This is a genomic window from Psychrobacter sp. Cmf 22.2 (genome assembly GCF_001921745.1).
Classification (GTDB): Bacteria; Pseudomonadota; Gammaproteobacteria; order Pseudomonadales; family Moraxellaceae; genus Psychrobacter.
In genome coordinates, this window is record NZ_MRYA01000007.1 from 1 (window position 1) to 15,708 (window position 15,708).

General features: G+C 41.9%; 9 protein-coding genes. 8 read left to right on the forward strand and 1 reads right to left on the reverse strand.

The genetic code is table 11. The features are described from left to right. Window positions 1-580: 580 nt before the first annotated feature. The 8 genes from BTV98_RS11145 to BTV98_RS11180 all read left to right on the forward strand — a co-directional run bounded on the left by BTV98_RS11145 (window position 581) and on the right by BTV98_RS11180 (window position 14,524). Window positions 581-910 carry a hypothetical protein gene (locus BTV98_RS11145; protein WP_075103622.1) on the forward strand — a complete coding sequence of 110 codons (330 nt, stop codon included), beginning with the start codon at window positions 581-583 and terminating at the stop codon, window positions 908-910. A 108-nt stretch (window positions 911-1,018) separates the two neighbouring features. Then, window positions 1,019-3,310, forward strand: a complete 2,292-nt coding sequence (locus BTV98_RS11150; protein WP_075103623.1) for a tyrosinase family protein — start codon at window positions 1,019-1,021, stop codon at window positions 3,308-3,310. A gap of 905 nt (window positions 3,311-4,215) precedes the next feature. Further along, window positions 4,216-4,485 (forward strand): hypothetical protein, encoded by a 270-nt coding sequence (locus tag BTV98_RS11155; protein WP_058368984.1) that lies wholly within the window; start codon window positions 4,216-4,218, stop codon window positions 4,483-4,485. A gap of 125 nt (window positions 4,486-4,610) precedes the next feature. After that, window positions 4,611-7,550 carry a tyrosinase family protein gene (locus BTV98_RS11160; RefSeq protein WP_058368985.1) on the forward strand — a complete coding sequence of 980 codons (2,940 nt, stop codon included), beginning with the start codon at window positions 4,611-4,613 and terminating at the stop codon, window positions 7,548-7,550. A gap of 380 nt (window positions 7,551-7,930) precedes the next feature. Continuing rightward, on the forward strand, window positions 7,931-8,692 hold the full coding sequence (gene phbB, locus BTV98_RS11165; RefSeq protein WP_058368986.1) for an acetoacetyl-CoA reductase: 762 nt from the start codon (window positions 7,931-7,933) through the stop codon (window positions 8,690-8,692). A gap of 128 nt (window positions 8,693-8,820) precedes the next feature. Continuing rightward, on the forward strand, window positions 8,821-9,522 hold the full coding sequence (locus BTV98_RS11170) for a phasin family protein (protein WP_058368987.1): 702 nt from the start codon (window positions 8,821-8,823) through the stop codon (window positions 9,520-9,522). Window positions 9,523-9,763: 241 nt separating this feature from the next. Further along, window positions 9,764-11,914, forward strand: coding sequence for a class I poly(R)-hydroxyalkanoic acid synthase (phaC, locus tag BTV98_RS11175; protein WP_058368988.1), 2,151 nt, complete (start codon window positions 9,764-9,766; stop codon window positions 11,912-11,914). Between the two features lie 84 nt (window positions 11,915-11,998). Further along, window positions 11,999-14,524: a DUF3141 domain-containing protein gene (locus tag BTV98_RS11180; RefSeq protein WP_058368989.1), complete on the forward strand. Its 2,526-nt coding sequence runs from the start codon at window positions 11,999-12,001 to the stop codon at window positions 14,522-14,524. Between the two features lie 129 nt (window positions 14,525-14,653). Here the strand turns inward: BTV98_RS11180 and BTV98_RS11185 are convergent, their stop codons facing one another. Continuing rightward, window positions 14,654-15,700: an alpha/beta hydrolase gene (locus BTV98_RS11185; RefSeq protein WP_058368990.1), complete on the reverse strand. Its 1,047-nt coding sequence runs from the start codon at window positions 15,698-15,700 to the stop codon at window positions 14,654-14,656. Between the last annotated feature and the right edge of the window lie 8 nt (window positions 15,701-15,708).

A 15,708-nucleotide genomic window follows, 5' to 3' on the forward strand; every position in this document is an offset into this window, starting at 1 on the left:
GGATGGAAAATGACTTATCTAAATTGTTTTATGATATTCATCCAAAACATAACTCTTTTGTAGTGCAGTGACTATATAACAAGATATAATTTTGTATAAAGCGAAGTATGGTGTGTGCTATAAATTAATTTAATCATAACGTAGCAATCTTTAAACAGATTCAGCTTGCGTTGTCTTTATTAGAGCGTTACTGTTGTTATATAGCAATGCTACATAAGATAAGTACGCTGTATTCTTATTCGGTACTAGTATAATTTTCCTTACTTATTATTTGTTAGCAGATAAAGGCTGTAAAAACTTCACTCTAGTTATAATATATTTTTTATTTTGAACCAATTATATATAGTTTGTATGCCGTTTTTAGTTTTTTAAATATATTCATATATAAGAATATATTTGTCGAATAGTAATAGTTATTATCCATACATTTGATAGGAGTATGTTAACCAAATGAGCTTGTAATAATCGTCGAAATTTTAAATTCAGTGTCGAGTCTGTTCGGCAATGAACCAATGATCCATGCTTTTGTAATATCAAAATAAACAATTGTAATAAACATCTAGCTAATGGAGAAATTGAGATGACTAAAAAAGACAAACCTACCCCAAACAAGAAGTATCCCGAATCCACAGAATATAAAGGGCGAAAAATTAAGTTTTTTGATCTATCAAAATCTGAGCTGCCAAACTCTGACTTGCATGGTAAGAAAGCTCTTGAAGTCGAGAAACGCGCTGACAAAGGTGAAAAGCACTCACGAAAATTGAAAGTTGAAATTGATGAAAAAGAATTTGAAGTCGTAGAACTACAAGAAGGAGTATTTGAGTCAGGCTTATTGCCGTATTCTTCGTATGAATCACCAGTTGAGTTGGCGCAAGATGTGATTGATTATATATCGGAGTTTAGAAAATAACGCTTCTTAAATATACGGATTATTTAAATTCACCCTGCCTGGACCTTTGCTTCTAGTCACTAATGCCAAGCATTCGATTCCAAGCATGTTAAAAAGGAATTTTCGCTCATGACTTGTAGAAAAAATGTGAATTCTCTGACGACAGAGGAAAAGGCAGCTTTTATTACCGCTATTAAATTGATGAAAGCTGAAGAATACGTATACGTCGACGATCCAAATGATCCAGCACACGTACGTGACAGATATCCTAATATAACCAATACTTATGATAAGTATGTACTTGACCATCATATCGGTATGTATACGGGAGTGCCAGGGGGTTGGGGGAATGGGTTTTTGACACGCAATGCAGTGTACCGTGGCCCCGCGTTTTTGCCATGGCAACGTGAGTTTATACGCCGTTTTGAGCTGGACTTGGATAGATTGGTACCTGGTGTAACGTTGCCATACTGGGACTGGGCGTCAGATGCAGCGGACCCTATGAATGCCGCTGTCTGGGCCGATAACCTTATGGGTGGCAACGGATCTGGCGCGAGTAGAGTGGTTCGAAGTGGTCCATTTGCATATGATGATGCAGACCCAGATAACAGCTGGGTTATCATTAATTATCTTGGATTGCCTGATGGTGGATTGGTACGGAATTTTGGCTCTCGTCGGAACACTTCAGATTTGCCTACTCAAGCGGACATCGATGAAATCCAGCAGATCTCCACATATGATAGCAGTAATTTTGATAGGAATAGCGTCGGTTATCGCGGCGCGAACGAAGGACGCATAACTGTCAACGGCAAAACTCCTCCGCCTGGTAATACCCATACTCTTGTACATGAATGGATAGCCGGCTCTATGATGCTTGGCACATCGCCCAATGACCCGATATTCTTTTTGCATCATTGTTTTGTAGACAAACTATGGGCTGATTGGCAAGCCCTGCATCCGGCGGTGCCTTATGCACCTGATGATACAGCAAGTAGTAATCTTGCAGGACATCGCTTAAACGATGAGCTTATTGGTTTGGGTACGCTGATATCTGAGACGCTCGATCATCATGCTATGGGCTACTCATATGATACCGATACGCCGCCTACCGTGACGCCGATTAATACGGCACTAGTGTTTAATAACACACCTATAGGGGATACTGCGGTACAGGCTGCAACTTTTAATATCAGCACTCCAACCCCTGACAGTAGTTTTTGTAGGGATCTTACGTTTCTTATCACAGCTGGGCCAACAGGTCCAGGGTTCGGAACCCCTAATGGTGATAGGGTCGTCGTTAATAGAGATAGTACGAATACAGCGCAGGTTTGGTTTTCGTACACAGCTACTGGTGCCAGTGATCCAGTGATGGGAGATGCAGAAATTACCTGTGTGCAAACCGGGCAGACGTGGCACATTAGTCTGTCGGCCAATACTATAGCTGTCAACACCATCAGGAAAAATGTGAATGCCCTGACGACAGAGGAAAAAGCAGATCTTATTGCCGCAATCAAGCTTATGAAGGCAGAAGAGTACGTGTACGTTGACAATCCAAACGATCCAGCACACGTACGCGCCAGATATCCTAATATAACCAATACTTATGACAAGTATGTACTTGATCATCATATCGCTATGTATACAGGAACCCCAGGAGGTTGGGGAAACAACTTCATGAATCGCAACACGGCACACCGTGGTCCATCATTCTTGCCATGGCATCGTGCTTTTCTACGCCGATTTGAGCTGGACTTGGCCAGATTGGTACCTGGGATAACTTTGCCGTATTGGGATTGGGCATCAGATGCAGCTGATCCTCTGAATGCCACTGTTTGGGCCAATGATCTTATGGGTGGCAATGGAACCGGTGCAGATAACTTCGTTCAAAGTGGCCCATTTGCTTATGATGCCGCAGACCCAGATAACAGCTGGATTATCATTAATTATTTTGGACTGCCTGACAGCGGATTGGTTCGAGATTTTGGTAGTAGTACGCCCAATTTACCTACTCAAGCGGACATTGATGAGGTTCAGCAGATCTCCACTTATGATAGCGCTGCTTTTAATCAGGCCAGTGTGGGCTATCGCGGTGCGAACGAAGGGCGTTTGCCTGTCAACGGCAAAACACCTCCGCCCTCCAATATGCATAACCTCGTACACGAATGGATAGCTGGCTCTATGATGCCTGGCACATCACCTAATGATCCAATCTTTTTTCTGCATCACTGCTTTGTCGACAAACTGTGGGCTGATTGGCAAGCGTTGCATCCAACAGTGCCTTATGCACCCGATGATACGGCGAGCAATGATCTCGATAGACACCGCCCAAGCGATGAACTTTATGGTTTAGGTACGCTAGTATCTGAGACGCTAGATCACCAAGCTATGGGATATTCGTATGATACGGATAGTCTGCCATAGTGAAAGCGGTCGATATAGCGTCAGCGTTTAACGACACGGCTGTAAGCAGTACAGCCCTGTAAGCTAAAATTTTTAATATCCGTGCATTTAGTTATGAAGGTGATAGCGTCATGATTGATACACAAAAAGCCAAAGGGATGATATGTATCGTCCCTTTGGCTTTTTAATGCTTAGCTTTTATAGCTTAATATTAAGGGTTAGATGATTCCTACTTTTTAGTCAGTTTATTTTTCATTGTAAACCTTTTTTTATCTAGCATAGTGCCAATTAGTGTAATGGCAATAAGCAAGTAACTAATCAATCTATCGACATATAATGCATCACGTATGGATGTAGCCTTAGCTCACTCAAATTACCATATTTCTATTTGAGAAACATTAATCTACTTTCAGATTGTCACTTTATGTTTATAAGCACTTCTAAAAATAACATTTAAAGAGGATTATAAAAAATCCTAGTAAAGAAAATTTAGTTATTAAGTATATTTGTAATTATGAATATACATAATAACTAATTTGGGTTTAGTTTAACTAACAATAATTCCTAACATATTAATGCAACCTTATAACTATCCGAAGGCTGGGAATTAAGTGTTTGACCCTCTTTTTCTGCTGCAAATTTTAAAAAATCAAATCAAATAGGAAGGGATTTTATCGTCAGAATGCTAATCAAAATCTCTGTAGATAGAATCTCATGGGTTTGACAACTTGAATTAGACTGTGTATAGGTAAAAGTGATAAACCATTGATGTAATGGATAATTTCCAAGCATTAGTACATTTATTTTATGTGTTTGGTAATCATTCCTACATCTGCTCGTGCTGCTGACTTTCAGTTGTGATGTCTGCCGCAATGCAAGGCTAAACCAAACAATCTACTAAGTATCTGGCTCATGGAGACATCAAGATGATTGAAAATAACAAACATACTCCAGACGAGAAGTATCCCAAATCCATAGAGTATAAAGGACGAAAAATTACCTTTTCTAAACTGCCAATTTCTGATAAAAGCCAAGAGATTTTACAGGTATTAAAGGTTGAAGTAGATAACAAAGCGTTTAGAGTCTTAGAGTTCCGTGATGGAGCATTTGAGTCCGGTTTATTACCATATTCTTCATACTCATCGCTGGTTGAGTTGGTACAAGACGTGATTGATAACACACCGGATTTCAGATAACAAGCAATCTTATATACACGGTTTATTCTAATTCACAATGCCTGGACCTTTGCTCCTAGTAATTCATTTCAAGCATCTAATTCCAAGCATCTAATTCCAAGCATCTAATAAAGGAATTGTCACTCATGACTTGTAGAAAAAACGTGAATTCTCTGACGACAGAGGAAAAGGCTGCTTTCATTAATGCTATTAAACTTATGAAAGCCGAAGAGTACGTGTACGTCGACGATCCAAACGATCCAGAACACGTACGTACCAGATATTCTAACATCACCAACACCTATGATAAGTATGTACTTGACCACTATGTCGTCGCGCGAACAGGAACACCAGGAGGTTGGGGGGTAAATGATGGGGTACGAAATGGAGCGCATCGCGGTCCAGCATTTTTGCCGTGGCACCGTGCGTTTATACGCCAGTTTGAGCTAGACTTGGACAGATTAGTACCTGGAGTAACATTGCCGTATTGGGACTGGGCGTCAGACGCGGCAGATCCTATGAATGCGGCCGTCTGGGCCAATGATCTTATGGGCGGCAATGGGTCTGGTACGGGTAACTTTGTTCAAAGCGGTCCGTTTGCTTATGATGCTTCAGACATAAATAACAGTTGGAATATCATTGATATATTCGGAAATAATACCGACTCATCGGGTATGCATTTTGGGTTAGTACGAAATTTTGGCTCTCGTCCTAACACTCCGGACTTGCCCACTCAAGCTGACATTGATGAAATTCAGCAGATCTCCATTTATGACAGCGGTAATTTCGATGCAACGAGCACAGAGGGTTATCGTAGCGCGAATGAAGGACGCATACCTGTCAATGGCAAAACACCTCCGCCCGGAAATACCCATAACCTCGTCCATGAATGGATAACTGGCTCTATGCTGCCTCCCACCTCACCCAATGACCCGGTCTTCTTTCTACATCATTGCTTTGTGGATAAACTGTGGGCTGATTGGCAAGCGCTGCATCCAACAGTGCCTTATGTACCTGGAGACACAGCAAGCGATGATCTCGAGGGTCACCGCTTGAGCGACACACTCTTTGGCTTGGGTACGCTGGTATCTGAGACGTTGGATCACCACGCTATGGGATACTCATATGATACAGATACGCCGCCTATAGTGACACCGACTAACACGACGTTAGTGTTTAATGCCACACCTGTAGGTAGTACAGCGGTGCGGGCTGCAACTTTTGACATAAGTCCTCCCAGTCCTGACAACAGTTTCTGTAGAGAGCTAATCTTTACTATCACGTCCGGCCCAACGGGTACAGGGTTTGGAACGCCTGACGGTGATAGGGTCGTCGTTAATAGAGACAATACCAATGTAGCGCAGGTTTGGTTTTCGTACACGGCTACCAGTGTTGGTAGCTCAGGTCCAGAAACCGCGGAAGTTAGCTGTGTGCAAACTGGGCAGACATGGCTCATCAGTTTATCTGCCACGACTATCCCCAAACCAACGGTCGCTACCGTTTTGGTGTTGGATAAATCTGGTAGTATGGCTTGGGACGCAGGCGATGGTCGGTTACGTATTGAAGTGCTTAAAGACAGCGCACCTGTATTCGTCGATCTATTAGGCGACGAGGACGGCATTGGTGTGGTGTATTTCGACAATGATGCGACTCTAGGGACTCCGATTGCGGTTGCGGGCGCAGTAGGGACTGGCTCTGGGCGTATAGCTGCGAATGAAGCCATCACGGATCAACCATCACCTGGCGGTTCGACGTCTATTGGTAGTGGAATTGAGTTGGCCAGTAGCCAGTTGGATGATTTGACACCTGGCAGCTATACTCATACCGCCATAGTGGTGCTAACAGATGGTCGCGAAAACCGATCGCCTTACATTGACGAATTGGATATTGGCATCATTAATGACAGTGTCTTTGGCATTGGCTTAGGAACGGCACTACAAATTGAGCCTGCTGCTTTGATTGCACTAACTGGTAGTGCGGACGGTTACGTTTTGATGACTGGCACGTTGGACTCCAATGATTACTTTACGCTTCAAAAGTATTTCTTGCAGATACTGTCAGGGGTTAAAAATACAGAGGTAGTGATGGATCCCGAGGGTTGGATTCAACCTGACCGCGAGATACGCATACCATTTGATCTTAACGAAGCAGATATCACAGTGGATGCAATCTTGTTGACGGGAGACGTTCTACCAGAAGTTTTTGACTATGTGCTTGAAACTCCGAGTGGCAAAATTATCGACCCAAGCATTGCCAAAGCTTCTGTTGAGTTAGCGTTTTCAGCAAGTGAACTTGTGCAGTTTTATCGCATGACTTTGCCGACCGCTGTTGCAGGTTTCGAAGAACGTGAAGGTCAATGGCATGCAGTCCTTAATCTGAATGAAAAAGTATTCGCTAAATATTTAGCCAGCCTTGAAAACGACCGTGAAAAATTTGATGAGGTCAAAACACACGGGCTACGCTATTCTTTTAATGTGCATTCTAGTTCTGATCTACGCCTTAGAGCGCAGCTTGAGCAGGCTACCCGAGAACCAGGCGGCATGATAACTCTATCAGCTCAATTGACTCAGTACGAACGCCCACTGGATAATGGTGCGTCTATCCAAGCTGAGTTGGAGAGACCTAACGGCACTAAAATCAACCTAACCCTATCGGAGGTTGAGCCTGGTGTTTTCAATGTCGCATTCAATGCAGGGTCAGCCGGTGTCTATAAGGTGCGGGTTTTGGCGAAAGGTCAATCAATACAAAACAACCCCTTTACAAGGGAGCAGCTCTTAAGCGCTTCTGTCTGGATAGGCGGTGATGATCCATTCCCAAGCAGTAACACGGATGGATATGATCAAAAACTCTGCCATCTGCTTATGTGTTTGCTAGAGAAAGATAGTATTCGCAGCTTTCTCAAACGACAAAAGATTGATGCCGAAGAGGTGAGCGAATGCCTTAAAAAAGTTTGTGCAGATAACCGTCTATCAAAGTTACGACCAGAGGTTACTAACAATAAAGAATTGACCGATGCCTTGGTCGCGTTTGTTAAAAACCCAAACCTCATAGTAAAGTGGCTTAGAAATATAAAAAATAAGCCGTAAGCTTGTGGACGTATAGCAAGATGAACGTACAAAAAGCCAAAGGGACGATAAACTTCGTGCCTTTGGCTTTGCATTTAACGTATAAATGCTCTTTAGAAATTTCTATTTCAGAAGCTTCTATAGCTTTATTTAAAAAAGTGTCTAGATTTAGACAACTATCTGGTACCACTACTTTAGTAAATATTCAAGTACCCTGGCTTTCTTCTTATATTTAAAACATTCAAACCTTCTTTAATAACAAATCCCTACAAATAACAATGGTTTATTACCAACATGGAATAACTACTATGAAATAACTGTGTTATATTCTAATAAAAGAATACGACTGTGCACTCATTGGTCATTAATAATTACTCCTCAATAATACAAGGAAGTTTTTTATGTCAAAGTCAGATGTTTCGGACAAGAAAGTTGCTTTAGTAACAGGGGCGCTTGGTGGAATCGGTACGGCTATTTGTGAGAAATTAGTGACTAGTGGCTATCATGTTATTGCGACCTTGAGTCAAGAAGATCCTGAGCGTACAAAAAAGTGGTGTGAAGATAATGGGTTTGATTCAAATAACTTTGAGTTTTTGGCTGTTGATTTGAGTAATCATGAAACCGCGATGGCGGCGATTCAACAGACAATCGATAAGTACGATAGCATTTATGCTTTGATAAATGGAGCAGGTATCACTCGTGATAGTAGTTTCAAAAAAATGAGCTTTGCGCAGTGGCAGCAAGTAATAGAGACTAACTTGACGTCTCTTTATACTATTGTCCATCCAGTTTTCGTCAAAATGCTAGAACAAAAAACCGGCCGCATCGTCAATATCAGCTCGATAAATGGCTTACGTGGTCAGTATGGGCAGACGAACTATTCAGCTGCCAAAGCAGGCATTATTGGATTTACTAAGGCGCTAGCATATGAGGGGGCTTCTTCATCAGTGACAGCCAACGTTGTCGCTCCTGGTTATACATATACACCTATGGTAGAAAGCGTGCCTGAGCATATTATGGATAAAATTAAAGAAACCATCCCAATGAGTCGTTTGGCTAGTGCAAAAGAAATCGCAGCTGCTTGTATGTATCTTATCAGTGAGGATGCCATATTTGTCACAGGTGAAACCATATCAGTAAATGGTGGTCAATATATGTCTTAGTTCTATTGTTAAATAAGCCGTGTTTGTTACATTACTCAATAAAGCGACAAACTTAATAACATTATAATGTTTTCTTAACGTTTAATACTTATGACCCACTCTCAACCGTCAATATACGGAGCAACAACATGTCACAACAGACCCCGCAAGATTATATGAACCAGTTCAACGAAAATGCAAAGAAAATGTTCGAGCCTTGGACAAAGCTAAACCAATCATTCGATACAAGGAGTAATGATATGTCACAGCAGACCCCGCAAGATTATGTCAATCAGTTCAATGAAAGTGCACAGAAAATGTTTGAGCCTTGGACCAAGCTTAACCAAGCTTTTTTAAAAAATGCTGAAATGATGACTGAGTTTTCACTTAGCACTATTAAGACCTACGCAGAAATGGGTCTAGAGAATATGCGTCAAGTTTCTGAAATAGATTCTCCAGAATCTGCCAAAGACTTTAGCAGTAAGCAAGCAGAGATGCTTAATACCATCAGTCAAAAAATGCTGTCAGATGCTCAGCGCATGACAGAGCTTGGCAGTAATATGCATGATGACGTTATGAAAGTCCTAAGTGAAGTTCAGGGTCAGACCAGTGAGCAGATGCAAGAGAACATGCAAAAAACTGCTAGTCAGGCTACAAAGACAGGCCAAGAGTATGCGGCAAACATGAATAAGATGGCTGAACAGTTTACTGAGCAAGCCACAAAAGCTGCAAAAACTGCTACTGGCGCAAATGCTAAATCAGACGCCAAAGCTGATACAAATACAAACTCCAATACTAAGACAAATGCAAAGACTGGTAACAGCAGTACTGGTAAATCAACAAATAAGTAATTGTAATTACTGATAAATTTAAACATCTTATTGGTTGTTATTGATAAGATATCATGTAATTATTAAACATAAAAGGTGGGTTAGAGAACTCTATCCCATCTTTTTTCTATTGTACTAGCTGTGTTAAGTCAGTGTGCTTGTATTTTCGTACAAACTAGATATATTTTATAACTATATATTATTTAAAGCCAAATGTTGCTTAAAACCAGTATCGTTCATAGATAGGAAAATAGGTAGAGATATGGATAATCGTAAGTCCGATAAGGATCATCAGCAGTCCGATGACAAAGCAAGTAAGTCATCGCACGAGTCGAATACACAAGACAGTCGAAATAATCAAAATAACCAAGACAGCACTAGTAGTGCCTTTAATTTTAGTAGCTTTGGCCAACAATACTTAGATCAGTTGAACCAAGTGAATCAACTCAATCAATCTTTATTTGATCAGTCTAATCAAGCTTCAAACCCATTTGAAGCCAACATGAAGCTGTGGCAAAATTCAATCAATAATTTTGGCAATTTTATGATGCCAGATGCCACTGGAAACGTTAATTCGCAAAAGTCAGACTCACGGCAAGATGATAAAAATAAGAACCAACAGAGCGCTGATAAAGACATGGGAGATCTTAACGAGTTGTCCCAAAAGTTTTTTAGCGAAACGTTAAAACGAGTCGGCCAAGATGACAATATAAGCCAATCTTTGATGCTCAATATGATAGATGGATGGCAGAAGTTTAGCACAGGCGTAGCAGACAAAAGCCCTACTGCATTAATCGAACAACAGATGAATCTGTGGAAACAACAGTTCCAGCTGTATCAAAACACCCTGATGAAGGGGTCAGAAGACCAAACACAACCTCTTGTTACCCCAGAAAAAGGCGATAAACGCTTTACAGACGAAGAATGGACCAACAATCCTATTTTTGACTTTTTAAAACAAAGCTATCTGCTAACCGCTAATGGCATGATGGATACCATTGATAATACTGAAGGTGTTGATGAAAAAACTCGCCAGCGCTTATCATTTTTTACTCGTCAATGGTTAAATGCAGTGGCGCCAAGTAACTTCTTATGGAGTAATCCTGAAATACTGCGCTTGACCATGGAGTCAAAGGGGCAGAATCTAGTAAGAGGACTCAAGCAGCTAACAGAAGATATGGAAAAAAGCTCCAAAATGCTGAGCATTCGTATGACGGACCACGATGCCTTCAAACTTGGTGAAAACATCGCTACGACAGCAGGTAAGGTGGTGTTTCGTAACCGATTGTTTGAGTTGATACAATACAATCCAACGACAGCTAAAGTTCATAAACGTCCTTTATTGATTGTACCGCCATGGATTAATAAATTTTATATCATGGACCTAAAAGAGAAAAACTCATACATTCGTTGGGCGCTCAATGAAGGCCATAGTGTATTTGTGATGTCGTGGGCCAATCCAACGCGGGCTTATAAAGACGTCGATATGAAAGACTATATGCACGAAGGGTTGCTGACTGCTTTAGATGTCATTAAGGAGGTTACTGGTGAGTCAGCTGCCAATGTCATCGGTTATTGCATCGGTGGTATGTTGCTGGCATTGACTTTATCTTGGTTAACTGAAAATAAGCAGGCAGATCGTATAGCCAGTGCAACTTTTTGGGCTACGATATTTGACTTTAGCGATCCTGGAGACTTAGGCGTATTTATTGATGAACGTACGGTGAGTGCGCTTGAACAAGAAGGAGAGCAGCAAGGGGTATTTGACGGACGTCTGATGGGTGCCGCCTTTAGTCTGTTACGTGAAAATAGCCTTTATTGGAATTATTATGTGCAAAATTACCTAAAAGGGGAGCGTCCAATTCCTTTTGATCTCTTATATTGGAACTCTGATGCCACCAACGTGACGGCCGCATTGCACAGCTTTGTACTACGCGAGCTTTATCTGGCTAATAGGATGATTAAAAAAGGCGAACTAGAATATGACGGTGTGAAGATTGATTTGTCAAAAGTGACTACCCCAACCTATGTCGTGGCGACATTGCAAGATCATATCGCCAAATGGAAAGGAAGCTATGCGTCTACACAAGTGCTGGGCGGTGATGTGACCTTTGTACTCGGTGAGTCAGGACATATCGCTGGTATTATCAACCCACCAACAGGCAAATATGGCTTCTACACCCATAAAGATTATGTCGCCGATCCTGATGAATGGTATGCCAAAGCAGAAAAGCACGATAAGAGCTGGTGGCTGCATTGGGGAGAATGGATCGACAAGCACAGCGCAGGCGAAGTAGACAGCAGGCAACCAGGTGTACAGCACACAGGTAAAGAATGGCAGGTACTATCTGACGCACCAGGAGAGTATGTACACGTTAGGGCGGATGAGGCTTTACGATCTACTAATTCCTAATCAATGTAAGCCTAAGCCTTATCCAATCAACAATGGTGGCAGTATATAAAAAACATTAACGTTAACTCAAAATTGGAACCACCTATGTCAGACATTATCGAAGAAAATATTGAAAATCCAGACAAAGCCGAAGTATGGTTAAGTCGTAGTAATCCCCATCATAGAGCCACAGGTTTGTTACCAAACTTTAAGGAGATGGTAAACCATCAGTTTTACAAAAATGAAAGTACTATAGACGAGCTCAACCTACAAAATATTTATAGGACAGATAGCGCTGGTTTGTTAATAGAGATTACTTGTAAGCATCTACAACAAAATCATCAACGAATCCAAGAAAGCATACAGACACTGAATCAAGACAAAAATGCCATTATAAAAAGTTGGCAAAAAACGTCTAACCCAAAAAGACTATGGCAAGAATGGTTAAGCTACAGCACAGATAGTAGTAAACGATTTTTACAAACAGTCGACGTACTCAAGGAGCGCGGCGATATTTTTCTTGAGCATGAGCTGGCTGGCTGCCCGCCAGTCTTAGATTATGATTATCAAGTGATCATGGATGCAAGTAAGTTTGAACGTCCGTGCAACTATGTCTTACTAAGAATAGAGCCACCTGAAGGGATTGTCACCAATGATAATGAACGCCCTTATATCATTATTGATCCTAGAGCTGGGCATGGGGCAGGTATCGGCGGCTTTAAACATGAAAGTCAAGTCGGTGTCGCCCTTAGCCAAGGCCACCCTGTATATTTTGTGGCGTTTAAGCGTCTTCCAGAGCCAACGCAAACCATTGCCGATATTACTTACGCCGAAGGAAAGTTCGTCCGTGAAGTTGAAAAAAGACACCCAAATGCAGAAGAACCAGTAATCATTGGTAACTGTCAGGGTGGATGGGCGGCGCTCATCTTGGCCGCGACCAATCCAGACATTACTGGTCCTATCGTCTTAAACGGTGCGCCTATCTCAGCTTGGAGCGGAGAGGTTGGGGTCAACCCAATGCGTTACAAAGCAGGCGTCAACGGTGGCACTTGGCTATCCATGCTTAGTGCTGATATAAATAATGGCGTGTTTGATGGGGCAGCATTGGTCGACAATTTTGAGAAAATGACCCCTTATCGAAACTATGTAGGAAAATACTACGATCTGTACAAAAACCCAGAGGCGAACCGTCAGCGCTTTCTTGATTTTGAGCGTTGGTGGGGTGGTTTTTTCTTAATGAACGACAAAGAGATTCAGTGGATTGTAGAAAATATCTTTGTTGGTAATCGCCTTGCTCGCAATACCGCACAGTTAGAAAAAGGCACAAATATTGACCTGCGTAATGTCAAAGCACCGATTATCGCTTTTGCCTCGCATGGTGACGATATTACTCCTCCTCCTCAGGCATTATCGTGGATTCTAGATGCTTATAGTGATGAGCGAGATGTCGAGGTTTGCGGTCAACGTATCATCTATATGATTCATGAGCAAGTAGGCCATTTAGGTATCTTTGTAAGCTCCAAAATAGCCAATCATGAGCATACAGGTATTGCCTCAATCATGGATATGATTGAAGTTTTACCGCCTGGACTCTATGAGTTAGATATTGACCGTATCGAGGGATCGGGGCAAGAAAAAACCTTTACCGTTGATCTAAAGCGTCGTACTTTTAAAGATTTAAGTCAAGCGCTAGGAGACGACCGAACCGATGAAGAGTTGTTTAAGGCAGTACATCGGTATTCTATGACTCAGACTCAAGCTTATGAGCATAATTTGCGTCCATTAGTAAAGGCTATGAGTAATGAGACTTCTGCTCAGTTTCTTCGTACTATGCATCCAATGAGACTTCAAAGAAGCATATGGAGTAGTAGAAACCCACTAGCAGTAGCTACTTGTCATTTGAGTAAAGCAATGGCTGGTACAACTGATAACCAGCAGAGCGAAGACTTCGTCCCTGCAAAAAAAGCCAAAAAAACGCACCATTCTTCTGATAGTTATGCCAGAGTGAAACTGCCAGCCATCGAATCTATGCAGCAGGACAACCTTTTCTTGCAAGTAGAGCAAATGTTTATGGATAGTGTCAGAGTGACGCTAGACTTTTGGCGAGATTGGCAAGGTAGGTACACAGAGAGTGTGTTTTTTGGAATTTGGTCCATGCCTTGGTTTCGCGAATACGGAAAATCTGTAGGCTCACGTCGTCTTTTGAACAAAGATGAATTGCATGAATTACCAAAGGTAGAGGAGGCGCTGACCAAAATCGCAGAAGGCGACTTTAATGAAGCTGTCGTGCGCATGATGATCTTATGCAATATTGTCGCTGATAATAACATAGACCGTGACCAGCTGATGCGTTTGACCGAAGTGCTTACTGAGCAAAAACCATTTACTCAGTTATCGCACGCTGATTTGGCGGCTATGATACATACTCAGACGCTTATCGTTCGTTTTGCTGAAGATGCTTCTATCAAATCATTAAGCACCCTAATAAAAGCAAAGTCAAAGCGCATCGAGGCCTTTAAGTTGGTTTGCTATGTGGTTGGTAATAAGTTAGAGGACAAGAACTTTGAAACGGTAACAATGATGAGAGATATTAAAGCGGTGTTAAATCTGACGGACGCTGATATTAAGTAATGATTTAGATAAAAGTGAAAGCCTCAAGTATTGGTTTACTTGGGGTTTTCGTTTTTTAAGCGTTTAGATGCCATACAAAAAAGGCAGGACTTAATCCCGCCCTTAATCGCTAATCTACAGTAGTAATCGTTATTTTGTAAAATGATCTTTTAGAAAATTTGCGGTCTCAGTGATTGCTGCTGTGGTCGCTGGTGTCTGGGCATAAGGGTTGAGCATGACAAAGTCGTGCGTCGTAAAATTATAACGTGTGCCTTGCGTTTTGACTCCTGCTAGCGTTAGTTTAGACGCAAATGCTTCTCCTTCGTCACGTAGTACATCGTTAGCATCCGTGATAACAAGTGCTGGTGGCAAGTTTGCAAGTGTCTTTTGATCGTAGTTCAGTGGCGATACTCTAGGGTTTGTGCTATCAACACCTTTGGGCAAATAGGCATCCCAAAACCACTGCATACTTGCTTTACTGAGCCATGGACCATCTTTAAACAACGAGTAAGACTCGCTAGTCAAGTCTGCGGTTGTGACAGGATAGAACATAACCATTGAATCAAGCGGCAGACCTTCAGCTTTGGCGCGTACGGCATTGACCGCCACCATTTGACCGCCTACCGAGTCACCTGCTATAGCCAACTGATTGCTATCAATACCGAACTTAGCCGCATTTTCTGACACATATTTGAGTACAGCATAAGTCTGATTGAGCTGCACAGGGTGTTTCTTCTCAGGTGCAGGACTGTATTCGACAAAGACCATCACTGCATTCGTTTGAGTTGCCAAATCACGCATGAGTCTTTCGTGAGTCGTAAAATTACCCAAAACCCAGCCACCGCCGTGGAAGTAGACCACGCCTGGTAGCATTGTGTCTTTCGTACCTTTAGGGCGCACAGTATAGACCTTAAACTTATCCCCGCGACCAACTTGGAAAGTAACTTGTTGGACATCTGCTGGTGGCATGGCCGTGACGCCCTTGGTTTGGGTATCAATCAAGACTTGACGCGCCTCTTCGTAAGGCAGCTGATTAATGGGAGTCGATCCCTTTAAGCTGTCGATAAATTGTTGCGTGGTCTTTTCTAAAACAACAAGTGGAATATCCGTATTAGGAGCTGAGATATCTTGACCAAAACTTAAAGTAGGCACTGCAAGAATAGCAAGGCTGGTTGCAAGCGTATGCAAGATCTTCATATAAATTC

Coding starts and splice junctions, on each gene's coding strand:
- BTV98_RS11145 (WP_075103622.1), top strand. CDS start 581: ATGACTAAAAAAGACAAACCTACCCCAAACAAGAAGTATCCCGAATCC.
- BTV98_RS11150 (WP_075103623.1), top strand. CDS start 1,019: ATGACTTGTAGAAAAAATGTGAATTCTCTGACGACAGAGGAAAAGGCA.
- BTV98_RS11155 (WP_058368984.1), top strand. CDS start 4,216: ATGATTGAAAATAACAAACATACTCCAGACGAGAAGTATCCCAAATCC.
- BTV98_RS11160 (WP_058368985.1), top strand. CDS start 4,611: ATGACTTGTAGAAAAAACGTGAATTCTCTGACGACAGAGGAAAAGGCT.
- phbB (WP_058368986.1), top strand. CDS start 7,931: ATGTCAAAGTCAGATGTTTCGGACAAGAAAGTTGCTTTAGTAACAGGG.
- BTV98_RS11170 (WP_058368987.1), top strand. CDS start 8,821: ATGTCACAACAGACCCCGCAAGATTATATGAACCAGTTCAACGAAAAT.
- phaC (WP_058368988.1), top strand. CDS start 9,764: ATGGATAATCGTAAGTCCGATAAGGATCATCAGCAGTCCGATGACAAA.
- BTV98_RS11180 (WP_058368989.1), top strand. CDS start 11,999: ATGTCAGACATTATCGAAGAAAATATTGAAAATCCAGACAAAGCCGAA.
- BTV98_RS11185 (WP_058368990.1), bottom strand. CDS start 15,700: ATGAAGATCTTGCATACGCTTGCAACCAGCCTTGCTATTCTTGCAGTG.